Annotated in this window: 16 protein-coding genes; 8 read left to right on the forward strand and 8 right to left on the reverse strand. The window is 43.6% G+C overall.

The annotated features are described in order from the left end of the window. Nucleotides 1-145: 145 nt before the first annotated feature. The 6 genes from CLIN57ABFB40_RS16745 to CLIN57ABFB40_RS16770 are packed head-to-tail and all read left to right on the forward strand — an operon-like array spanning nt 146 to nt 9807. Nucleotides 146-3499: a SusC/RagA family TonB-linked outer membrane protein gene (locus tag CLIN57ABFB40_RS16745; protein WP_175631127.1), complete on the forward strand. Its 3354-nt coding sequence runs from the start codon at nt 146-148 to the stop codon at nt 3497-3499. An 11-nt stretch (nt 3500-3510) separates the two neighbouring features. Further along, entirely contained in the window at nt 3511-5085 is a 1575-nt protein-coding gene (locus CLIN57ABFB40_RS16750; protein ID WP_175631128.1) for a SusD/RagB family nutrient-binding outer membrane lipoprotein, read from the forward strand. A gap of 14 nt (nt 5086-5099) precedes the next feature. Next, nucleotides 5100-6128: a glycoside hydrolase family 18 gene (locus tag CLIN57ABFB40_RS16755; protein WP_175631129.1), complete on the forward strand. Its 1029-nt coding sequence runs from the start codon at nt 5100-5102 to the stop codon at nt 6126-6128. Nucleotides 6129-6142: 14 nt separating this feature from the next. Then, nucleotides 6143-7321: a DUF1735 and LamG domain-containing protein gene (locus tag CLIN57ABFB40_RS16760; protein WP_175631130.1), complete on the forward strand. Its 1179-nt coding sequence runs from the start codon at nt 6143-6145 to the stop codon at nt 7319-7321. A 24-nt stretch (nt 7322-7345) separates the two neighbouring features. Then, entirely contained in the window at nt 7346-8785 is a 1440-nt protein-coding gene (locus CLIN57ABFB40_RS16765) for a BT_3987 domain-containing protein (protein WP_254871798.1), read from the forward strand. A 32-nt stretch (nt 8786-8817) separates the two neighbouring features. Further along, nucleotides 8818-9807 carry a hypothetical protein gene (locus CLIN57ABFB40_RS16770; RefSeq protein WP_175631132.1) on the forward strand — a complete coding sequence of 330 codons (990 nt, stop codon included), beginning with the start codon at nt 8818-8820 and terminating at the stop codon, nt 9805-9807. Between the two features lie 337 nt (nt 9808-10144). Here the strand turns inward: CLIN57ABFB40_RS16770 and CLIN57ABFB40_RS20475 are convergent, their stop codons facing one another. The 8 genes from CLIN57ABFB40_RS20475 to alaS all read right to left on the reverse strand — a co-directional run bounded on the left by CLIN57ABFB40_RS20475 (nt 10145) and on the right by alaS (nt 22617). Beyond that, nucleotides 10145-10276: a hypothetical protein gene (locus CLIN57ABFB40_RS20475; RefSeq protein WP_262886969.1), complete on the reverse strand. Its 132-nt coding sequence runs from the start codon at nt 10274-10276 to the stop codon at nt 10145-10147. A gap of 152 nt (nt 10277-10428) precedes the next feature. Then, nucleotides 10429-10632, reverse strand: coding sequence for a hypothetical protein (locus tag CLIN57ABFB40_RS16775; protein WP_175631133.1), 204 nt, complete (start codon nt 10630-10632; stop codon nt 10429-10431). A 600-nt stretch (nt 10633-11232) separates the two neighbouring features. After that, nucleotides 11233-13503 carry a GH92 family glycosyl hydrolase gene (locus CLIN57ABFB40_RS16780; protein ID WP_175631134.1) on the reverse strand — a complete coding sequence of 757 codons (2271 nt, stop codon included), beginning with the start codon at nt 13501-13503 and terminating at the stop codon, nt 11233-11235. Nucleotides 13504-13539: 36 nt separating this feature from the next. Further along, nucleotides 13540-15816, reverse strand: coding sequence for a GH92 family glycosyl hydrolase (locus tag CLIN57ABFB40_RS16785; RefSeq protein ID WP_175631135.1), 2277 nt, complete (start codon nt 15814-15816; stop codon nt 13540-13542). A 39-nt stretch (nt 15817-15855) separates the two neighbouring features. Continuing rightward, nucleotides 15856-16863: a FecR family protein gene (locus CLIN57ABFB40_RS16790; protein WP_175631136.1), complete on the reverse strand. Its 1008-nt coding sequence runs from the start codon at nt 16861-16863 to the stop codon at nt 15856-15858. 34 nt (nt 16864-16897) lie between these two features. Beyond that, nucleotides 16898-17455, reverse strand: a complete 558-nt coding sequence (locus tag CLIN57ABFB40_RS16795; RefSeq protein ID WP_175631137.1) for an RNA polymerase sigma-70 factor — start codon at nt 17453-17455, stop codon at nt 16898-16900. A 27-nt stretch (nt 17456-17482) separates the two neighbouring features. Beyond that, nucleotides 17483-19720 carry a GH92 family glycosyl hydrolase gene (locus CLIN57ABFB40_RS16800; RefSeq protein WP_175631245.1) on the reverse strand — a complete coding sequence of 746 codons (2238 nt, stop codon included), beginning with the start codon at nt 19718-19720 and terminating at the stop codon, nt 17483-17485. A gap of 278 nt (nt 19721-19998) precedes the next feature. Then, entirely contained in the window at nt 19999-22617 is a 2619-nt protein-coding gene (alaS, locus tag CLIN57ABFB40_RS16805) for an alanine--tRNA ligase (RefSeq protein ID WP_175631138.1), read from the reverse strand. A gap of 106 nt (nt 22618-22723) precedes the next feature. On the opposite strand from alaS, the gene CLIN57ABFB40_RS16810 reads away from it, so the two are divergent. Together CLIN57ABFB40_RS16810 and CLIN57ABFB40_RS16815 are read left to right on the forward strand one after the other, a co-directional pair. Continuing rightward, the gene (locus tag CLIN57ABFB40_RS16810; protein WP_175631139.1) at nt 22724-23692 is read left to right on the forward strand and encodes a M23 family metallopeptidase; all 969 of its coding nucleotides are present in this window, start codon (nt 22724-22726) and stop codon (nt 23690-23692) included. 20 nt (nt 23693-23712) lie between these two features. Then, complete coding sequence (locus CLIN57ABFB40_RS16815; protein WP_175631140.1) at nt 23713-24057, forward strand: MerR family transcriptional regulator; 345 nt, start codon at nt 23713-23715, stop codon at nt 24055-24057. Nucleotides 24058-24063 lie beyond the last annotated feature (6 nt).

Below are 24063 nucleotides of genomic sequence, written 5' to 3' on the forward strand. Positions count from 1 at the left end.
TAGATTATTTTCATTTTTCTCAGAAAAAAAGAGAAACTAGACTAAGTGTTTATTATATTAGCGTTGTTTTATTAGCAAAAGGGAGGAGAAAGTCGACATTCTCCTTTTTAGAGTTTAATAAAAGTATAACCGCTAAATTAAAAGTATGGAAAGCAAACATTCGCTTCGAAAGTCGAATCTATTTCGAGCTTTACTGATTCTTTTGTTCATGGTAGTTCCCTTGCAGTGGGCTACAGCACAGTTGACCCTATCAACTCACCGTACAACTTTAGGGAGTGTAATAAAACAAATTCAGTCCCAATCAAAGTATCAATTCTTTTATAACGACAAACTATCGACAATCACAGTTGATCCTTTAAATGTAAAAGATGCTTCATTGGAACAAATACTGAGTACGCTTCTAAAGAATAAAAATATTTCTTATAAGATAGAAGATAATATTATTTATCTATCAGAAAAAGAAGCATCAAGTGGTAACCAACAGCAAGTTGGTAAAGAACAGACTATAACAGGACAAGTTATAGATTCCAAAGGCGAACCTTTAATCGGAGTCAGTATTCTAGTAAAAGGAACAACTGATGGAGCTATAACAGATTTAGATGGTAACTATAAAATAGTAACCAAGAGTGCTAATCCTGTGATTGTGTATTCTTATATTGGATATAAGACACAAGAAGTTCCCTTGAAAGGTCAGTCTTCTATAAATATAACATTAATGGATGATACACAAGTTATTGATGAAGTAGTTGTCACTGCCCTAGGTATCAAAAGAGCGACAAAAGCTCTGAGTTATAACGTTCAGGAAGTAAAAAGTGATGACCTTCTAACTAACAAGGACGCTAACTTCATTAACGCACTTTCCGGTAAAGTTGCCGGAGTTACGATCAATTCCAGTTCATCAGGCGTAGGTGGTGCCAGCAAAGTGGTGATGCGTGGTGCAAAAAGTATAGAGCAATCCAGTAATGCACTTTATGTAATAGATGGTATTCCAATGTACAATTTAAGTGGAGAAGGCGGACAAGTATTCGACTCAAAAGGTTCCACAGAAGCTATTGCTGATATAAATCCAGAAGATATTGAATCCATGTCCGTATTGACTGGTGCAGCAGCGGCAGCTTTGTATGGTAGCCAGGCAGCTAATGGTGCTATCGTTATTACCACAAAGAAAGGTAAAGAAGGACGTGTTAGTTTGACTGTTACACAAAATACGGAATTTATCCGTCCGTTCAGAATGCCGGAATTCCAAAACCGCTATGGTACAGGTAATTTGTCAACAGGAGCAACAACTGGTGACCTTAGCTGGGGACATCTATTAAACAACAGCAATTACATGGGGTATGATCCGGCAAGTGACTTCCTCAGAACAGGTGTTGTTACGACCGAAAGTGTTGCACTTTCAGCTGGTACAGATAAAAATCAGACTTATTTTTCTTCCAGTGTTGTGAATTCAAAAGGCATGGTCCCCAACAATGACTATAACCGCTATAATTTCACATTCCGCAATACTACTTCTTTCTTGAAAGATAAAATGATATTGGATGTGAGTGCTAGTTATATCAAGCAGAATGATAAGAATATGGTCAACCAAGGTACTTATTCAAACCCATTGGTTACTGCTTATCTGTTTCCACGTGGAAATGACTGGGAAGAATATAAGATGTACGAGCGTTATGACACAAATCGCAAAATCTATACTCAATATTGGCCCAATGAAATGCTTTCCAGCTATACAGGGCAAAACCCTTATTGGATTGCATATCGAAATTTACGTGAGAACGATAAAGAACGTTATATGTTAAGTGCTAATCTGAGTTATCAGATTCTTGACTGGCTGAGTGTTTCCGGTCGTGTGCGTGTAGATAATGCAAATACAGATTATACAAAAAAGTTATATGCAACCAGCCATAATGTACTGACAGAAGGTTCAAAAAATGGTTTCTTTGGTTTAGCAAGAACTCTTGATAAACAGACATACGCTGACGTAATGGTAAACGTCAATAAGACATTTAAAGAAATTATTTCTTTGCAAGCCAACATTGGTGCGTCTTACTCTGATATGAAACAAGATGTTATGTCTAATGAAGGCCCAATCCGTAGTGATGGAATTGCCAATATGTTCAATATCATTCAACTGGATGATGTCAAGACAAAACGTAATCAAAGTGGCTACAGAGAACAAACCAAGTCCCTTTTTGCAAGTGTTGAACTGGGTTATAAGAGCACATATTATTTAACTTTAACCGGACGTAGCGATTGGCCTTCTCAATTAGCTGGACCTAATTCTGCAAAAAGTGCATTCTTTTATCCCTCAATAGGTGGTTCCGTCATTCTATCTGAATTATTACCGATGCCCAAACAGATCCAGTATTTAAAATTAAGAGGCTCATTCGCATCAGTAGGTTTACCTTTCCCACGTTTCTTGGCAAGCCCCACTTACGAATGGGATAATGCAACCAAACAATGGATCACTAAGACTCATTATCCATTGTATGAGTTGAAACCGGAAAAAACTAACTCTTGGGAAATTGGTATTACAGCAAGATTCTTGGAACATTTTAATTTTGACTTAGGATTATATACAACAAAGACTTATAATCAAACATTCAATCCTCAGGTTTCTGTATCTTCAAAATATTCAACGATGTATGTACAAACAGGTAGTGTACGAAATAAAGGTATAGAACTATCACTCGGATATCAGAATGAATGGAACAAGAAAATCAGTTGGTCGTCTAACTTTACTTTTAGTGCCAACAAAAATGAAATACTTAATTTATTAGAGAACTATATTCATCCGGAAACAGGTGAGTTAATCACAAAAGAACGTTTGGATGTCGGTGGACTTGCACAAGCCAGATTCGTACTGAAGAAAGGCGGAACATTAGGAGATATGTATTCTACCGCTGATTTACTACGTGACAACCAAGGTAATATTTATGTTGACGCAGAAGGAAATGTAAAAGCCAATTTTAAATCTGAAGATATTAAATTAGGCAGTGTTTTCCCGAAATGCAATATGGCGTGGAGAAATGATTTCCGTTGGAAGAATCTGAATTTTGGATTTATGTTATCCGCACGTATTGGTGGCATTGTCTATTCTGCTACACAAGCTACTCTTGATCTTTATGGAGTATCAGAAGCCAGTGCAGCAGCACGTGACTGTGGTGGCGTACTTGTTAATGGCGGTGATATAATTGATGCACAAAAATGGTATTCTGTGATAGGTTCGGAAAGTGGTATCCCTCAATATTATACTTATAGTGCAACAAACTTACGTTTACAAGAAGCTAGCATCGGTTATACAATACCTAAAAACAAGTTATGGGGTGTAGCGGATATTACAGTTTCATTGGTAGGGCGTAACTTATGGATGATCTACTGCAAGGCTCCATTCGATCCGGAAGCGGTGGCTACAACCGGTAACTATTATCAAGGTATTGATAATTTCATGATGCCAAGTTCACGTAACTTAGGATTCAATGTTAGACTTAAATTTTAATAGTAGTAGCTATGATAAAGAAATCAACCATAAAATTAATTCTTGTCGGCGGTGCAATAGGCATTTCCGCATGTACAAATAATTATATAGATTATAACACTAATCCATACGAAGCAACCAAAGACCAAATGAATGCAGATGGCTATATTTGGCGGTCGGCTTTAGTAAATATGCAAGGTTATGTTGTTCCGGCAGAACCTAACACTCTTCAATATACTGACTGTTTGTTGGGCGGTACATACGGTGGTTATTTGGGAGAATCGAAAGCAAATGACTGGAATAATCGTTTTTCTACATACAATCCTTCACAAGCATGGATTGGAGTGCTTTACAATGATATAGTTCCCAAAGTATTACCCAGCTTAAGCCAAATAGAAGTCAATACAACAGATGAAGTTCCTTTGGCGGTAGCACAAGTTGTAAAAGTTGCAGCTTTGCATAGGATCACTGATACATACGGTCCCATTCCTTATTCTCAATTAGGTGCTGATGGTAAATTAGCTGCTCCGTTTGATTCGCAGCAAGATGTTTACACCAATATGATTAAAGATTTGGATAATGCTATTAACATTCTTACAGCCAAACAAACAAATACTTTTAATCCTGATGCGGATAAAGTATATGGCGGTAATGTGGTGAAATGGGTAAAGTTTGCTAATTCTCTGAAATTACGTTTGGCAATGCGTATGGTATATACCAATTATAACGTGGATGGAAAAACGCCCCAAACAATAGCTGAAGAAGCCGTAAAACATGAAATAGGAGTTATGACTTCAAACGATGATAATGCAATGTTTACACCTAACGAGAATCCTTTTTATAAAACAAATTATGAATACAGTGATTATCGGGTTGCTGCCGATATAATGTCTTATATGAAAGGTTATCAAGATCCCCGTATGGAGAAATATTTCACTAAATCCACTTTTGCTGATAAAGATTATCATGGTATTCGTATTGGTACTGGTGTCTTGACTGATTCAGAAATGAGTCACTCGTATTCTAATATGCTAACAACTCTGAACTCTAAACTAATGTGGATGAATGCTGCCGAAGTTGCATTTCTGGAAGCAGAAGGAGCTTTGAGAGGTTGGGACATGAAAGGCGGAGATGCTAAATCATACTATCAGAAAGGCATCACGTTATCTTTTGAACAATGGGGCGTTAATATTACAGATAGTTATCTTACTTCGCAAAGAGTGCCACAGATATACAAAGATCCTGCCGAAACGTTCAGTTATACTGGTTCTGTTTCAGATATTACAGTAAAATGGAAAGAAATCGGTGGATTTGATGAAGAAAATCTAGAACGTATTATTACTCAGAAATGGATTGCCAACTTCCCGTTAGGTATAGAGTCGTGGGCCGAGTTTCGCCGTACAGGATACCCAAAGTTAATGGAAGTAGACAAAAACCTAGGAACTGATATAGTCAAAGGAAAGTTTGCACGTCGTTTGTCTTATCCACAGGATGAGTATAGAAATAATGGGGATAACATGCCGAAAGCATTGGAATATCTAAAGGGAGCAGACAAAATGTCTACTCATGTATGGTGGGATTGTAATCCAAGATTAACTCAAGAATAAAAATCTAGTGAATTATGAATAATAAAACAAATATAATAGTAACATTGCTTTTTGCAGCAAGTTGTGCTTTTGTTTCATGTGATGACTGGACGGATGTAGAAAGTATCGGCATCAAACAACCCGGTATTGAGGAACAAAATCCTGAACTATATGCTAAGTACTTGGAGAACTTATGTCAATACAAAGCCGATGCGGAACACAAAAAAGTGTATGTGTGGTTTGATAATAGCGAAAAGAAACCATTTAGCCAGGCGCAACATCTGGTAGCTCTTCCGGATAGCATTGATGCGGTTGCATTGGAGTGTCCCGATAACTTGGCGGATTGGGAAAGGAACGAAATGTCGGAGATGCAGACTAAAAAAGGAACAAAAGTTATTTATGATATAAACTTTGATTCTATAAAAGTAGCTTACAACAGACAGCAAGAGGTTGTTCAGGAGGCCGAACCCGTAGCACAGGAGTTTGAAACATTTTTAATGGATTCTTTATCAACTGCTCTCAAACTGTCGCAAAAGTACGACTATGATGGCATCTGTGTAAGTTATACAGGCAAGGTGAGCACTCATATGACTGAGGAAGAGAAGAATGAATACATTCAGAATGAGACATTTTTTATGGGCATTATTAACGACTGGCATTTGAGAAACTCTGATAAAATAATAGCCTTTAAAGGAAAACCTCAGAACCTGTATGCAAAAACGTATCTGAAAGAGTACGATATTATTTTCGCATTGGGCACGGAGGCCACCAATAGAGATATGCTTACTTATGAATATTCTCTGGCAACAGGTCAGGAAGTGCCCGAAAATCGTGTAGGAATTATAATCTCGACTCCTTCATTGGATTCCTCGGATAAAACGACAGGATATTTGGGTGCTGACTTGGCTATTGATAAAGTGGCCGAATGGGCTGCGCTTCCGCAAAGTGGAAAACAAGTAGCGGGTGTGGGCATTTACAATGTTTCCAACGATTATTTCTACACAGATAAAAATTATAAATACACTCGGAAAGTGATTTCTTCACTTAATCCGCCGATAAAATAAAAGGAGGTCTTAATATGAAAAATTATAGTTCGTTTTTTAGTTTTCTTATATTGTCTCTGTCGTTTGGCTTGACAGCCTGTCAGGAAGACAGTGAAAACTTCGGCAGTAAGGTCATTGCAGGAAATGCAACAAAGAAAGTGGATACATATTTATTAAAGCCCGGAATGAATGAAATGAGTCGAACTTTCCAGGCAACCATTCCACGGCCTGAAGAAACGGAAATACATATTACGTATAAAGCTGACCCTACGCTGGTGGAACAATATAACAGCGCCTATTATAATGAGGCTATTGCATTGCCTGAAATATGTTATGAACTGACCGAACCAACAGCTGTCATCTATGCGGGAAGCATTACTTCTACGGATGTTACCATACATTTCAAGGAGTTGACCTCTTTGGACAATAATCTCATTTATGTGCTGCCTATCACTGTGGCAGAATCTAATTGGTCGCTTCTTGAAAGTACGCGCACTAGTTATTATGTATTTAAAGGAGCAGCTTTGATTAACGTTGTAGCTGATATCAAAGAAAGAAGGCTACAGCCCTCCTTTACCGATGCCTCCGTCTTGAACAACTTGCGTACCATCACCGTAGAAGCATTGATACGTGCCAATGAATTATACGACAAAATCAGTACCTTGATGGGGGTGGAAGGCAAGTTTCTGCTTCGCTTTAGTGATCAGGGATTGCCGGGAAATCAGCTTCAGATTGCAACGAGCGCTGGAAACACGACCAATCCTAACTGGACGATAGAGACCGGAAAGTGGGTACACGTTGCTGTTACTTACAACGGTGTTACGGGACAGGCGGAAATGTTTGTAGACGGAGAATCGAAAGGTGTGGGAAACCAAAGGCCTCGCGTAACGGTCAACTGGGGCGTCTCTTATCCAAGAGAAGAAGAGAATGATAATAAACGTGGCTTCTGGATTGGCTATTCATATGACACTCCACGTTATTTGGATGGCGATATAAGCGAGTGTCGCGTATGGAACCGTATCTTGACACCGGAAGAGATTCGCGAAAAAGATCATTTTTATTATGTAGATCCGGCATCTGACGGATTGGTTGCTTACTGGAAATTTGATGACGGACAAGGAGGAAATATCACTGATCATGCAAATGGAAATAATCTCATAGCCAATAACGAACTGACGTGGAAAGCGGTTGAGTTACCAAACAAAAAAAAATAATCCATAGCCTTAAAAATGAAAACAATGAAACGTATAAATAAAATTAAGATGTATTGCACAACTGCTGCAATAATGATATTAGGGTGTTCGCTGCTTTCTTCTTGCGCAGAAGAGGTCGTAATAGCCGATGTCAACGAAAGCCAATATGAGTCGACCGATGAACTGTTAGGTTATTTGACCGATAGTCAAGGTAAACATCTTAAATCCGAAGTAGAGTTTCACTCCTCCGGTGAACTAGCACTGTATCTCAATCTGACGAAAAAGTCATCTTCGGATTGCATGGTATCTGTCGCATATGATGAAAGTGTGCTCGAAGAATACAATGCGAAAAATTCGTCCTCATATGCACTGTTTCCCAAAGAACAGACTTTACTGCCCCAAGAGCCAACAATGAAGGTAGAAGTTGGAAAACAAAAGTCGTCTCCACTGTTGATGTCTTTCACATCCGATGGAACACTTGATGCCGATAGCCGATACGTTGTTCCGTTGAGAATAAGCATAACTTCGGGTGACATGAATTTGGCGCAGGAAGAAAATACCCGTCTCATTTTCGTTACAGATCGCACCGGTATTCCCGATTGCAATAAAGAAAGCGGTGTGAAAATTCTCAGTTGCATGGAAGTGAATGATACGAATCCGTTGAACAATCTCAGCTTTACATTGAAGAAAAGCGGCAAACTGCTTACGGATTTCCTCATTATATTTTCCGGTAATATGAAGTACGACCGGGAAAAGGGTGCAGTCATGATGAAATACAATAACAATGTGCAAGCATTGCTCGATGGATACGACCATTATCTGAAACCTCTAAAGGACCGTGGAATGAAAATAATTATGGGGATAATGCCCGACCACGACGGCTCCGGATTATGTAATCTTGCACCAGAAACTTGCAAGGAGTTTGCATTGGAAATCAAGGCGATGTGTGATGCTTATAATCTAGACGGCATTTTCTTGGATGAAGAGTATGCTGATTACAATAATTATAACTTGCATTTGACAGTTCCCGGGTTCGTCAGACCGGTCGCTTCGGCCTGTTCACGCTTAGCGTATGAGGTACATAAACTTCAGCCCGAAAAAGACATCATAGTATATGCATATAGTACTATTTACAGTCTACCGGCGATTGAAGTGGACGGGCGTACGATACAGTCGGGCGAATACGTGACTTATGCGGTACGTGACTATGGCGTAAGCAGTGATTTGGGGGCTTCCTTTCCCGGTTTGCCGAAAAGTAATATGGGAGTGTACTCGCAAGAATATACCGGAAGATTCATTGCTAGCAAGACACACTTACAATGGATGGTTAATAACGGATATAAAACTCACATGATCTTTGCTATGGACCCTTATCGAAGTAATTTTGAATATCAACAACTTCCTTCCATGCAAGATATTGCAGAAGTGTTCTTTGATGACGAACTTGTGTTTGATGGAGTGAAGTATCCCAAAGACTGGGAATAATAAAAGTATAGAACATTAAAATTAAGATAGATATGAAGATGATAAATAAAATCATATTTCCGGTAGCTATGATACTCTGTTTTGTAGGATGCAGCAGTGACAACAAGCTGGAAGTATCACTTCCCGCATCTCCGGAGTTAGTGATTGGTGAGGAGGTTCTCATGGTTAAAATCGGTGAAGAAAATAAGGCGGAACTCAAGGTCTTGCAAGGAGGAGGAGACTACAACGCTTTTTCTGCTAATGAGAATATAGCAAAAGCAGAAATCATAAATGAAAAGATTATGATAGAAGGCGTCGGTATGGGCAAAACTTACATCATTGTCTCCGATAAAAACAGTTATTATGTAAAACAGCCTGTATCGGTATATTTTACCGATGTACTCGAATTGGATAAAACTGAAGTGGAGGCTAAATCTCCTGTTGGAAGGCCGGTTACTATAACCGTAGAAGTCACCAATGGAAATGGTGGTTACAGAGCAGTATCCGACAATGACAAGGTTTCTGTTTCCATTACGCAAGCGGGAACAATTACTGTAACAGGGCAACCGGATGATGCAGAGACTGAAACTACGGCAACGATAACAGTTACAGATAATTTGGATTTAACAGCGACTTTAAAAGTCCGTATCACTCCAACAACCAATCCTTATACCGATGTAGAGTTGGAGAAAATACTGTCCGATAGTTCGCGTCGTTATTATTTGGATGAAAAGAACCAAGTCAATCCGGACTGGTCGGTGAATTTCCGAAATACAGAGGAGAACGAACGAATTACTTATGGATGGGATTATTATTCCTATAATTTCCTGCTTACTTTTACCGGTGGCAAAACTGAAGGGAAAAAGACAGATGCTTCTCTTTCATGTTATAACTATGTAGGATGGGATTTTGTAACTTATGAAAACCAGGTCATAAATTTAGAAATCATTAAGAATGATGGCACACATATATGGGGTGTATATTCATTTACAAAAGATGGCACATTGTATCGGGGATATTTCTGTGATACTACTAACCCTTAAAAATAAAATAGCGTGAATGTGTGACTTTAAAAGGGGATATTCAGTAAATGTTCCTCTTTCTAATAAATCAAGAGAAAAGTTTTACTTTACGTGAGTTTTTCTCTTGATTTTTTCGTTCAACTCCTTAGTCTTCTATCTTTTTTATGGGATATTGTCTACATATTCTTGTTTTTCCTTCCTCCCCATGCATTATGTACATGTCTTTTTTAGGGGAAGTTAAAACCTTTCCTCTTTTCCTCTTTTAGTTAGTTTGATATAGTTTTAACTGAATTTATATCAGACTCACTTCTTTAAGGGTGATCTTTTTTCAGAAAAAACTTTGCTTAGAATATAAATCTCATTCCACCTTTCTTCTCCGCCTGCTTGTATTTACAATCAACAGGCGGCTTTCTTCTTCGGTGAGTGAAGAGCCTTTTATTGCTGTGGAGTGATGAGAAACGAAGATTCCGGGCATTAGTTCGAAATTCACAGCCTTTTTCAGTTTTAATTCCTTAAATTGCTCTAGTAATGGTTGTATGGACATATTGTTGATTAGCTTTGCAAATATAAACAAATGATTGAGGAATATCCAATTATCCGGATATGATTGACTCAAATCTCTCTTATTGAATATTTACACTATTATCCGGTTTCAGCCGTTTCAGTTTTGTCTGCAAACGCCTTGATAGAAGGAGATAGCGGCTGAATGCGGAAAATGTCATCCCCTGCAGGAATATGCTGTGAACAAGGGGTAGTGCATTCAGTTGCTTTCAGTCTTGTTGGTAAATCTATATATTCAGCGTGGTAGGCATATAGATTCACCACGTGGGCAAAAGTGGGTAGCATATGGGGTTAGGGTTGTTTATCTGTGGGGTGAAACTCGCCGACACGTGGGCTGGATGAAACAAAGCCTCTATCTTGATGAAACAGAACCTCTGTTACAATGAAATACAGGCTCCGTTTCGTTAAAATAGAGTCTACATTTCAAGAAGATATAGTATCAAGGAAGTAAATTATACACTTTGGCATTCAGGTTCGCTTTCAGCCAAAAACTTCGATGAAAAGGGGCTTTATTGAAGAACTGAAAGCGTTTTTTTATTTTTATTAATCAGTAGTAGAATTGACTGGAACAAGTACTACACTCAATGGAATGATGTAGGAGACTTGAGTGAGTCTAGTACATGGTTGGCCTTGCTTCAGTACTGGTTTTGACAAGTTCATCTACACATAATTTTGTTTTGTACTGTATAGTCTTGAAACAAACTTTAGGTGGGGCTGTCCTGGTTTATCGAGCGAAAGCAGAGAAAGAAAATCAAAAACAATAGCCTGAAAGCAGATTTCTTTGCTTTCAGGCTATCGCTTTCAGCCAGAATCCCGATGATTAGCTACTTTCAGCCGGAAACTGAAGGCTGAAACCGGGATGGCGACAATTTTATAGAGAAAGGATTATTGCTCTTTAGAAAAAGAATAAGGCATATCCTCTTCTTGCGTTCCTCTGTTCTTATTCGGTTGGTTGCTCATATCTACCTTGATAGTGCCACCTTTGAATAAGTCTTCGTGACGGAGATAATTCTTGGTGTAATCAGTACCATTGATATTCAGTGAATTGACATAGAAATTCTTTTTGCTGTTGTTCGGAGCATCAATCACTAAACTATTGCCATTTTCAAAATGAAGAGTAGCTTTCTTGAATAACGGGGAACCTATAATATATTCGTCCGTTCCCGGGCAAACAGGGTAGAATCCCAGTGCCGAAAATACATACCAAGCAGAAGTCTGTCCGTTGTCTTCGTCGCCGCAATAACCATCCGGTCCCGGAGTGTACATTTTGTCCATAACCTGACGCAGCCAGTATTGGGCTTTCCAGGGCTGACCGGCATAGTCATACAAGTAAATCATGTGCTGGATAGGCTGGTTGCCATGTGCATAGTTCCCCATGTTCATAACAGTCATTTCACGTATTTCGTGAATCACTTGTCCGTAGTAGCTGTCGTCAAAGACAGGCGGTACGGCAAATACGGAGTCCATCATTGTGATAAACATATCCTTTCCACCCATCAGGTCGATAAGTCCCTGAGGGTCGTGGAATACAGACCAAGTGTAGTGCCAGCTATTTCCTTCCGTGAAAGCATCCCCCCATTTCAGCGGAGAGAATGGAGACTGGAATGTACCGTCTTCGTTGCGTCCGCGCATCAGTTTGGATTCCTTGTCGAAAAGATTCTTATAGTTCATGGCACGTTTGGCGAAGAGGTTAATCTCTTTCTTCGGACGTTTCAGTTCTTTGGCGAGTTTGTAGATGCACCAGTCGTTGTATGCATATTCCAATGTACGGGCAGCGTTCTCGTTGATTTTCACATCGTAAGGGACATAACCCAGTTTGTTATAGTACTCATATCCCAATCGTCCTGTGGAAGAGACTTCGGGATGCACGCTTTCCGTTCCGTGAATCAATCCTTCGTACAATGTCTTTATGTCGTCCACTTTCACGCCTTTCATATAGGCGTCTACTAGAATTGAAGCGGAATTATTACCGATCATGCAACCTCTGTGACCTGGACTTGCCCATTCGGGGAAGAATCCGCTTTCTTTATACGTGTTGATTAGCCCTTCCTGCATTTCCTTGTTGACCGACGGATACATCAAGTTCAACAACGGGAACAAGCAACGGAAAGTATCCCAGAAACCGGTGTCGGTGTACATATATCCCGGCAGAACCTGACCGTTGTACGGGCTGTAGTGAACCGGTTGTCCGGCAGCATCCAGTTCGTAGAACTTGCGGGGGAAAAGCAGCGAACGATACAGGCAGGAGTAGAATGTACGGTATTGGTCGAGATTGCCACCCTCTACTTCTATCTTGCCTAATTCCTGATTCCAGGCTTCTTTTCCTTTCTTGGCCAGTTGCTCGATATTATCTTTGCCCAGCTCCTTCATGTTGACAGCCGCTTGCTCGAAGCTGATGAAAGAAGAAGCGATTCGGGCATGTACCTGTTCGCCTTTGTGTGTCCGGAAACCGATGATAGCTCCCGCATGGTCGGTTGTCTGTTCGGCAACGTTTTCTTGCAGATTGCCGTTGGCTACCGTAGCTTTGTAAGTGAAAGGCTTGTCGAATTCAATGATGAAGTAATTCTTGAAGTTTTTGGGAACTCCGCCGCTGTTGCGTGTGGTATAGCCGATAATCTTGTTTTCTTCCGGGATTACTTTAATATAAGAACCTTTGTCGAAAGCATCCACCACGACATAAGAATGGTCGTTTTCGGGGAAAGTGAAACGGAAAAGAACGGCACGTTCCGTCGGAACCATTTCTGTCACTACATCATGCTCGGCAAGATATACTTTATAATAATAAGGAGTGGCAGTCTCGCCTTTATGAGCAAACCAACTGGCACGCTTTTCTTCATCAAACACAGGCTTGCCTACTATCGGCATGATAGAAAACTGCCCGTAGTCGTTAATCCACGGACTGGGCTGATGGGTCTGCTTGAATCCGCGAATCTTATTGGCGGTATAGGTATATTGCCATCCGTCTCCCATTTTTCCGGTCTGCGGAGTCCAGAAGTTCATTCCCCAGGGGCGGGCGATGGCGGGATACGTATTCCCTGTTGATAACTCGAAAGTAGATTGGGAACCCATCAGCGGGTTGACATACTGTGTCCAGTCTTTGGCTTTTGCAAAGAGCGTGCAACTGAGTACACAAGCTATTAGTAATAGTCTTTTCATGGCATAATGTGTTTTAATAGTTAGCAATCAAACGTATTATTTTACTCCCCATTCCGTGGGCTGGGCGGTCATCTTGATTTCTATCGTTCCGCCGCTCACGATGTCCTGATGGTTGAAGAATGGAGTATCCAGCGGTTTGCCGTTCAGCGTTATGCTTTCGATGTATTTATTCTTTTTCGTATTGTTCTTCACTACAATGCTGAATTTCTTTCCGTCGGGCAGATTGACTACTGCTTTATCGAAAGCAGGGCGACCGATGGAATATACCGGTTTGCCCGGACATACCTGATAGAATCCCATAGAGTTAAGAACGTACCATGCAGACATCTGACCGCAGTCTTCATTGCCCGACAACCCGTCTATGCTGTTGGCGTACTGGCTCCGGTAGACACTGTCTACCAACTCCTGAGTTCTCCACGGGCGGTTTACGTAGTTATACAAATGGATAACATGATGGCTCGGCTCGTTGCCATGCGCATATTGTCCGATAAGACCACTGATGTCCGATGAGGTCGTTTCGCCTTCGAGCGATGAATCAACAGTGAACAGAGAATCGAGTTTCTGTACAAATGCTTCCTCGCCACCCATCAGATTGACCAATCCCTCTACGTCATGCGGCACAAACCAAGTCCACTGCCACGCTGTTCCTTCGCAATAATCATCGTTGCGGTGGGTCGAAGCACGCGGGTTGAACGGTGTGCGCCATTCGCCTTTCGAGTCGAGCCCGCGCATGAAGCGGGTTGACTTGTCGAAGTAGAATTCGTATGCTTTGGCAAAACGTTCGTATTTGGCTTTGGATTCAAAATCGTTCATAGCTTCCGCGAAGATAGAGATGCACCAGTCGTCGTACGCATATTCCAGCGCTTTGGCTACCGATTCGTTTTCGCGGTCGCAGGGGATATAGCCGATGGCGTTCTTGTAATATTTGGCTTTCGGCATGAGATGCGGTAATACCAAATCCGGACATTTGATGCCGGTAGTATCATATTCGGCTGCACGCAGGCAGGCTCTGTACGCCTCTTTCGCGTCAAAATTGCGGTAGCCTTTCATATACGCATCCACGATGACGGGCACGGCATGATAACCAATCATCGTACCGGTATAGTTGGAAGCCAAATCCCACATCGGGTATATTCCGCCTTCCTGATGTTTCTTTATCAGCGAGTTGATGAATTGATTGTTCAAATCGGGGTCGATGATTGTCATTAACGGGTGCAGTGCACGGAAGGTGTCCCACAATGAGAATACAGTATATACAGGGTTGACCGTATCTCCCTGATGCACTTCGAGGTCCATCCCTAAATAACGTCCGTCTGCGTCGGTGAACAGGTTCGGACTGATGCCCGTATGGTAGAGGGCGGAGTAGAAGATGGTCTTATCTTCCTTGTCGGAAGTAGTGATGTCAATTTTCGACAAATATTGGTTCCAGGCAGTACGTGCGTCTTTGCGTACCTTATCGAAGTCCCATGCGGGGATTTCCGATTCCACATTCTTGCGTGCCCCCGCTACATCGACAGCGGAAACACCGACTTTCACGAGTACCTGTTCATCTTTCTTCGTGTTGAAATGCAGTAACGCTTTGCAGGCAGGAAGCCGCTTGCCGTCGTTCATAGTGACAGAATCGGTGACGAGCGTGTAAGAGAACGGTTTGGAGAACTTGGCGTAGAAATTAATGTACTGGTCGAACGCCCAATAAGTAGTTTTCTTGTGTCCGCAGATTTCCGTGTCGCTAATCACTTCGATTTCCATTTCCGAGTTGGTCTGACGTTGTAGGCTGTAATCGAGGTCGATGATAAAGCCGGATTCGGTGCTTTCGGGGAAAGTGTAGCGGTGGATAGCGCCGCGGCTGGTGGCTGATATTTCGGCTTTTACCTGATAAGTATCCAGAAATACGGAATAATAACCCGGTTCTGCCGTTTCATTCTCGTGTGAGAAGACAGAGGCATAGGCTAGTGTCTGGCTTTGAGGGTCGGTAGTCAGATATTGCTGCTTGCCGACGGTGGGCATGAGCAGCACGTCTCCGTAGTCGCAACAGCCTGTACCGCTGACGTGCGTATGAGAGAAACCATTGATGGTGGAGTCCGCATGATAATATCCCGAACAAGCATCCCATCCGTCAATCCGTGTGTCCGGACTGGGTTGAATCATGCCGTGTGGAACTACTGCTCCGGGGAAAGTGTGTCCATGTCCGCCTGTCCCGATGAAGGGGTTGACATAAGCACTGTAGTCTTTTACGCTAGTGGGGGCTGTGCAGGAGCTAAGTGTGAATATTCCTCCTAAACATCCTACTATTAGGAATGTTTTCAATTTCATGGTGTTAATAGATTTTTAGTTCCGCCGGACTCATCTCTCTTATTTGGGAGAAATAAAGATGTTGCTTCCGACAATTTTATAATCAATAGGGATAGAGTTCTGCAATGATTTCAATACAGATTCGATATCCGCTTTCCGTTTCAGTACACCGGAGTAGGTCTTGTTCGACTGAATGTCGGGAGACAAGATAATCTTCACGTCGTAGAAACGTTCCAAAGCCTTGGTGATGGTGAAGATATCCGCTTTCTGGAATGGAATCAGGTTGTCGTGCCATACGGCGTCCATCTTGGCATCCACTTGCTTCACGGTCAGTCGTCCGTTGTTCTTGTTCAGTTCCGCACGCTGTCCGGGGGCGAGGATGATTTGTCCTTCTTCCTTGTTGCCTTTCACTTCAATTTCGCCCTCAATCAGTGTCGCTTCCGCTATCCGGCAACGTTTGTCGCACTTGAAGTTGAACCTTGTCCCCAGTACACGTATACGCATGGCGTCGCTCTGTATGGTGAACGGCTTGTGGCGGTTCTTGGTCACTTCGAAATAGGCTTCTCCTTCCAGATGTACGTTGCGCTCTTTCTCGGAAAACTCGCGTGGATATTTTAATATTGCCGAGTTGTTCAACCAGACTTTGGTGCCGTCCGGCAGGACAACTTCCTTCACAATGCCTTCATTGGCAACGGCAACCATCATTTGCTGGTCGGTTCCGCTCTGATAGAACCAGTATCCGGCTCCGCCACCGATGACCAATATGGCAGCAATGGCAGCCGCGTATCTCATCCAGCGATGCATACGCAGTATTTTGTTCTGTTTTCCTTTTTCGTCGTCCAGCTTCTTGTAGAGCTGTTTTTCCGCACGCACCATCCGTTGCCCGTCGGCATATTGATTGAATTTACCCAAATGATAAATCTCTTCCATGCGAAATAACTGACGGGCATTCTCTTCCGATTCTTTCATCCAAGTATTTACTTCGATGAGTTCCTCTTCCGTGCATTGTCCTGTCAGATATTTGTTGATTATATCTTCACTTAGATTACTCATTTTCTTTTCCTTCATATTAATAATACAATTCAGAACACAAAAACACTTATCAATCTTGCCATAAAAATAAGAAAAGGATTATCCAAAGTGGATTGAGGCGACTGCGCAAGTACTTCAAAGCCTTGTACATATGCGCTTCTACCGTGCGGAGCGAAACTCCGAGAGCGTCGGCTATCTCCTTGTTTTTCATGTCGTGAAGATAGCTGAGTTTGAAAACTTCCTTGCATTTGTCCGGCAGTTCGTTAATCGCGTCGTAGATTTCTTTGCGAAGCTCCCTGTCTTCAATCCGCTGAATCACTTCGTTGTTGTCCGGCTGATAAAACTGTGCACGTCTCTGGTTGATTTCTTCCATGGCGGCACAGTAACCGTCTTCCACGTTCCGGTGTTTCAGAACGTTGAGGGCACGGGTATAGACGGCACGATAGAGAAAGGCTTGAATCTGGTCGCCTATTTCTATGCTGTCTTTCCGTCTCCATAGCTCCACAAACACATCCTGTACCACATCTTCCGCATCTTCCTCGCCCACCAGGCGGGTGGCGTAGAAGATGAGGCTGGGGTAGTACCTGCGAAATAACGTCTGATAGGTTACATCGAAGTTTTCATTCATTCTCTCGATAGTTTAGTTCGGTTTAATTTATGGATTCTTTTCTTCGAAGATGACTCCTATTGCCTTGGGAGTCTCACCCATTTCGAACTCGACGGTAGTTCCGCCCATGATTTGCTCGTGGGTGAGGTAGGTCTTGTCGTAGGGGTGTCCGTTCATTTTGATGGACTGAATATAGATATTCTTTTTGTTTACGTTGGGGGCAAGTACGGTGAAAGTCTTGCCGTTCGCCAGGTGCAACTGCATTTCCGGGAAAAGGGGAGTACCTATTTCATACTTTCCGCTGACGGGGTTTACGGGGTAGAATCCCATGGCGCTGAAAACGTACCATGCCGACATCTGTCCGCAGTCTTCGTTGCCGCAAAGTCCGGCAGGCTCGTTTTTATAAAGCTCGTTCATTACTTTTGCTACGTAATATTGAGTCCGGTCGCTGAAGCCTATCGAGTTGAACAGGTAGATGACGTGATGGCTCGGTTCGTTGCCGTGCGCGTACTGGCCTATCATTCCCGTGCTGAAAAGCGGAAGTTCGGCATCCGCTGCCGGATGGTAGGTGAACATACTGTCCAGTTTTTCGGCAAATCTGTTTTTACCGCCTACAAGGTCTATCAGTCCGTCAACGTCGTGTTGTACCGACCAGAAATATTGCCATCCGTTGCTTTCGCAGATGTGCGGGGTGTAGTCGTCGGCTTTGAAGTCTTTGATAAAGGCTCCCTTGTCGTCACGTGGCTGCATGAAAGAGGTGGCGGGGTTGTAGACGTTCTTGTAGTTCTGCGAACGTTTGTAGAACGTCTCGGCGATGTCCTGCTTGCCCATCTTCTTTGCCATTTCGGCGATGCAATAATCATCGTAGGCGTATTCCAGTGTCTTGGATAACGACCAGTTTTCGGCGTTGTAGTGGTCTGTCACGTTGTAGGGGATGTATCCCAGTTCCTTGTAGAGTCCGATGCCGCGGTAGTTGTCGAGGTTGGCGGTTGCTACACAGGCGTTCAATGCTTTTTCTGCGTCAAAGTCGCCGATGCCTTTCAGGTAGGCGTCTACGATGACGGGTACGGCATGATAGCCAATCATCATGTCTGTCTCGCTTCCGTAGAAGTTCCACACGGGCAGGCGTCCGTTCTGTTCGTAGAAGGCGATGAAGGATTTCACCATGTCGTTGACGCGTTCCGGTTCGGTGTAGGTGAAGAGTGGATGGGCGGCACGGTAGGTATCCCACAGGGAGAAGGTGCTGTAATTCACCCAGCCGTCGGATTGGTGTACTTTTTTGTCGGGGCCGTAGTAGGCTCCGTCTACGTCGCTGTAAATGGTGGGGGCAATCATTGAATGATAGAGGGCGGTGTAGAAATTGACTTTGTCATCCTCGTTGTCGCCTTTTATTTCAATCTTTCCGAGTTGCCGGTTCCAGTTTGCTTTCGTTTCGGCGAGGTATTTGTCGAAGTCGTTTTCGGGCACTTCGGCTTGCAGGTTTTTGGCTGCGCCTTCCATGCTTGTGCCGGAAATAGCTGTGTTTACGAGAATCTGTTCGCCTTCCTTGGTGTTGAAGTCGAAGCGGGCGATGACGGCTGTGCCGATGCGCTTGTTTTCCTTGATGATGGCTGTCGTGTCCAACTCCATTTTCTCAAAAGGACGGGAGAAGCGGGTGCGGAAGTAGATGTGTTGGTCGCGTGCCCAACCGTCGGAGAAACGGTAGCCCTGGATGGTGACAGAGTCTACTACTTCGATATGTGAGTCGTTGGTGAAATCCCAGTTCATGGCTTTCTTCAGGTTCAGGAAGATGGCGGATTGGGCTTCGGGAAAGGTGTAGCGCTGGATGCCGCAGCGTTCGGTTGCGGTCAGTTCGACATTGATATTGTAGTCTTTAAGGCGCACTTGGTAGTAGCCGGCGTAGGCACTCTCGTCTTCATGGGAGAATTTGGAGTGGATGCCCAGTGGGGCTTCGGCTTCTTTATAAGGCAGGGTGACGGGCATGAAGGAGATATCGTACAAATCTCCTGCTCCGGTGCCGGAGAGGTGTGTGTGGCTGAATCCGGCGATTGTGCTGTCCGGATAGAAATAGCCGGAGATGCGATCCCATCCGGGGAGTCCGTTGTCGGGGCTGAGTTGCACCATGCCGAAAGGGGCTTGGGCACCTGGGTAGGTGTTTCCGGTAAAGTCGGTTCCGATAAATGGATTTACATAAGACGTGTAATCTGTTTCGTGTTTTTCTTGCGTAGGGGTACAAGAAATGAGCATGCAGGTCAACAGCAGGCATAGATAAGTAAATGTTCTCATCATTCTTTAGGTATTAGTGATTACTTATTTTATTTATTTGAAGGATAAGAAAAATAATTAATCTGTTTGCAAAGGTAGAAAAAAACTGTAACAAGCCTACTGTATGGACTTAATATTTTTTTAATGAGGGAGATGGGACGCTGTTGTTGTGTTTTTGTTCCCAGGTGTCGGACATGTCATTCCCCGGTGCCGGACGGTGTGTTCCCCGGTGGCGGAATCCGTGCCTAAAAAAAAGGAGCTGTTGAGAAAAACAGCTCCTTTTTATTTTTATCTTACTCTTAGATTCCTGCGAGTTCCAGTACCTTTTCGACTGCCGCATTCAATCCGTCGGTATTCTTACCGCCGGCAGTTGCGAAATGGGGCTGACCGCCGCCACCACCTTGAATCAGTTTGGCAGCTTCTTTCACCAGATTACCTGCTTTCAGACCGGTTGCTACCAGATTGTCGCTCAGCATCACTGTCAGCATCGGCTTGCCGTTGTCCGTGCTTCCGGCTACGAAGAACAAGTTCTCTGTAATCTCACCACGAAGTTGGAAAGCGATGTTCTTCACTACTTCTGCCGGCAACGGAGAACAGAACTTGATAACTTTGACACCGTTAACTTCCTGTATGTTCTTCAACAGTCTTTCTTTCAGGGCAGCTTCTTTTTCTTTCATGAAGTCTTCTACCTGTTTCTTCAATCCTGCGTTTTCATCCAGGTATTTGCGGATAGCGATTCTCAAGTCGGGAGCATTGTTGAAGAGTGCCTTCAAATCGCTGAGTGTATCCTGGATAGTATCCATCAATTCCTCTACGCGTGCTCCGGTATAAGCTTCGATACGGCGGACACCGGCAGCAACGGAGCTTTCCGACATGATTTTCACCATACCGATGTTTCCGGTTGCGGCTACGTGCGTACCACCACAGAATTCGATAGAAGAACCGAACTGGATAACACGTACTTTGTCACCATACTTTTCACCGAAGAGGGCGATAGCTCCCAATTCCTTAGCTTCTTCGATAGGAATATTGCGATATTCCTTCAAAGGTATGTTGACACGGATTCTTTCGTTGACGATGTGTTCCACTTTGCGGATTTCTTCGTCGGTCACTTTTTGGAAGTGTGAGAAGTCGAAACGCAATGAGTCTGGAGTCACCAGCGAACCTTTCTGTTCGATATGCTCGCCCAAAACTTCGCGCAGGGCAGCGTCCAGCAAGTGGGTAGCCGAGTGGTTGGCTGCACAGGCAGCGCGTTTGTCGGTGTCTACACAAGCCATCATCGGAGCTTCCGGATGTTCGGGCAACTTTTTGGTAATATGTATCGGAAGGTTGTTTTCTTTCTTGGTGTCTACCACTTCAATCGTCTCGAACTCGCTTACCAATACACCGGTATCACCTACCTGACCACCGCTTTCTGCATAGAACGGAGTACGGTCAAGCACAATCTGATACAATGTCTGGTTCTTCTGTTTGATTTGACGATAGCGAAGGATAGATGCTTCGTATTCGGTATAGTCGTAACCTACAAATTCGGTCGTTCCCTCTTTCAGCGTAATCCAGTCACCGGTTTCGATGGCAGCGGCGTTGCGGGCACGCTGTTTCTGCTGCTGCATCTCTTCGTTGAATTCTTCGATATTGACAGTCATTCCGTTTTCGCGGAGAATCAGTTCTGTCAGGTCGAGCGGGAAACCGAACGTATCATATAAGGTAAAGGCGTCTTTACCGCTGATTTCTGTTTTTCCTGCTGCTTTCGTATCTTCCATGGTCTTGTCGAGCAAGCGGATACCTGTCTCCAATGTGCGCAGGAATGATTCTTCTTCTTCCTTGATTACTTTTTCAATCAGTGTCTTTTGTGCAATCAGTTCGGGATAAGCGTCTCCCATGTTGTCGATAAGCACGGGCAGCAGTTTGTACATGAATGCCTGCTTCTGTCCCAGGAATGTGTATCCGTAACGAACAGCACGACGAAGGATACGACGGATTACGTAACCTGCTTTAGCGTTGGACGGCAACTGACCGTCTGTGATGGAGAAAGCAATCGTACGGATATGGTCGGCAATCACGCGCATAGCGATGTCCTGCTGCTTGTCTTTTCCGTATTCTGTGTTGGACATGGCTGCGATGGCTTTCAACATCGGCTGGAATACGTCTGTATCGTAGTTGGAAATCTTGCCTTGCAATGCCATGCACAAGCGTTCGAATCCCATACCGGTGTCGATAACTTTAGCCGGAAGCGGTTCGAGACTGCCGTCTGCCTTGCGGTTATATTGCATGAACACGAGGTTCCAGATTTCAATCACTTGCGGATGGTCGTGGTTGACGAGGTCGCGACCGCAGATTTTGGCACGTTCTTCTGCCGGACGAAGGTCGATATGGATTTCGGAGCAAGGTCCGCAAGGTCCTGTATCACCCATTTCCCAGAAATTGTCGTGCTTGTTGCCGTTGATGATATGGTCTTTCGGCAGGAATTGTTCCCAGTAAGAAGCGGCTTCGTCGTCGCGGCCCAGTCCTTCTTCAGGGCTTCCTTCGAATACGGTGGCGTAGAGATGTTCCGGATTCAGTTTCAGTACGTCTACCAGATACTCCCATGCCCAACTGATGGCTTCTTTCTTGAAGTAGTCACCGAATGACCAGTTGCCGAGCATCTCGAACATGGTATGATGGTATGTGTCGTGTCCTACTTCTTCCAGGTCATTGTGCTTTCCGCTTACGCGCAAGCATTTCTGAGAGTCCGCGACTCTTTGGTATTTCGCCGGGTGGTTGCCCAAAATAATATCTTTAAACTGGTTCATACCCGCGTTGGTAAACATCAGGGTAGGGTCGTCTTTTATCACCATGGGAGCCGACGGAACGATGTGGTGTCCTTTCGACTCAAAGAAATTCTTGAATGAATCTCTGATTTCTTTTGCAGTCAACATATCTTCTATATATCTATCGTTGAGGTTAATATTCTCAAAAAACTGTGCAAAGATAGCGTGTTTTTATTACTTTTGCCGTATTAACAAGCGAAATATTTCCAAAAAGATGCGCAAAGTATATTACATCTATAATCCACAGACCCAGACTTACGACCGAATCTACCCTACTGTGCGGCAGCGTGCACTCAGCATTTTGCGTCGGCTTTTTTATGGAATGGGACTGGGAGCGGGGTGTTTCATCGTGTTGCTTCTAATCTTCGGCTCTCCGTCGGAGAAGGAGTTAAGAATCGAAAACAGCCGCCTTCTGGCACAGTATAACGTGCTTTCCCGTCGTCTGGACGACGCAATGGGAGTGCTTCAGGATATTCAGCAACGTGACGACAACCTCTATCGGGTTATTCTTCAGGCAGACCCGGTTTCGCCGGCTATCCGCCAGGCGGGGTACGGTGGCACGAACCGTTACGAGGAATTGATGGATTTGGCGAATTCCAAGTTGGTTGTGAATACGACTCAGAAATTGGATGTGCTCTCCAAACGGTTGTATATCCAATCCAAGTCTTTTGACGACGTGATAGATATGTGCAAGAATCACGATGAGATGTTGAAATGTATTCCTGCCATCCAGCCTATTTCAAACAAGGACCTTCGGCAGACGGCATCCGGTTACGGTACGCGTGTTGATCCGATTTATGGTACGACGAAGTTCCATGCGGGGATGGATTTCTCCGCTCATTCGGGGACGGACGTATATGCTACCGGTAATGGAACGGTGGTGAAAGTCGGATGGGAAACCGGATATGGCAACACGATTGAAATCGACCACGGCTTTGGTTATATGACCCGTTATGCACACTTGCAGGGATTTAATACGAAAGTAGGAAAGAAGGTGGTGCGTGGTGAGATTATCGGAAAGGTAGGCAGTACTGGAAAGAGTACCGGTCCGCATCTTCATTATGAAGTGCATGTGAAAGGGCAGGTTGTGAATCCGGTGAATTACTATTTCATGGATTTGAGTGCGGATGATTACGAAAAGATGATTCAGTTGGCTGCCAACCACGGTAAGGTGTTCGATTAATCTTCTAAAAAAGGAATGTTATGCTTAATACGGATAAAGAACTGAAACTATATTATTCAATAGGAGAGGTGGCAGATATGTTCGGTGTCAATCAATCCCTGCTTCGTTTTTGGGAAAAGGAGTTTCCGCAAATCTCGCCCAGGACAATAGGAAGAGGAATACGCCAGTACCGCAAGGAAGATGTGGAGACAATCGGGCTTATTTATCATTTGGTGAAAGAGAAAGGTATGACTCTTCCGGGAGCCCGGCAACGTCTGAAAGATAATAAGGAAGCTGCGATTCGTAATTATGAGATTGTGAATCGGTTGAAGGCGATAAAGGATGAACTTCTGGCAATTAAACAGGAGTTGGACGGACGTGAGTAGAGTTAT

Source organism: Bacteroides acidifaciens (assembly GCF_903181435.1).
Taxonomy (GTDB): Bacteria; Bacteroidota; Bacteroidia; order Bacteroidales; family Bacteroidaceae; genus Bacteroides.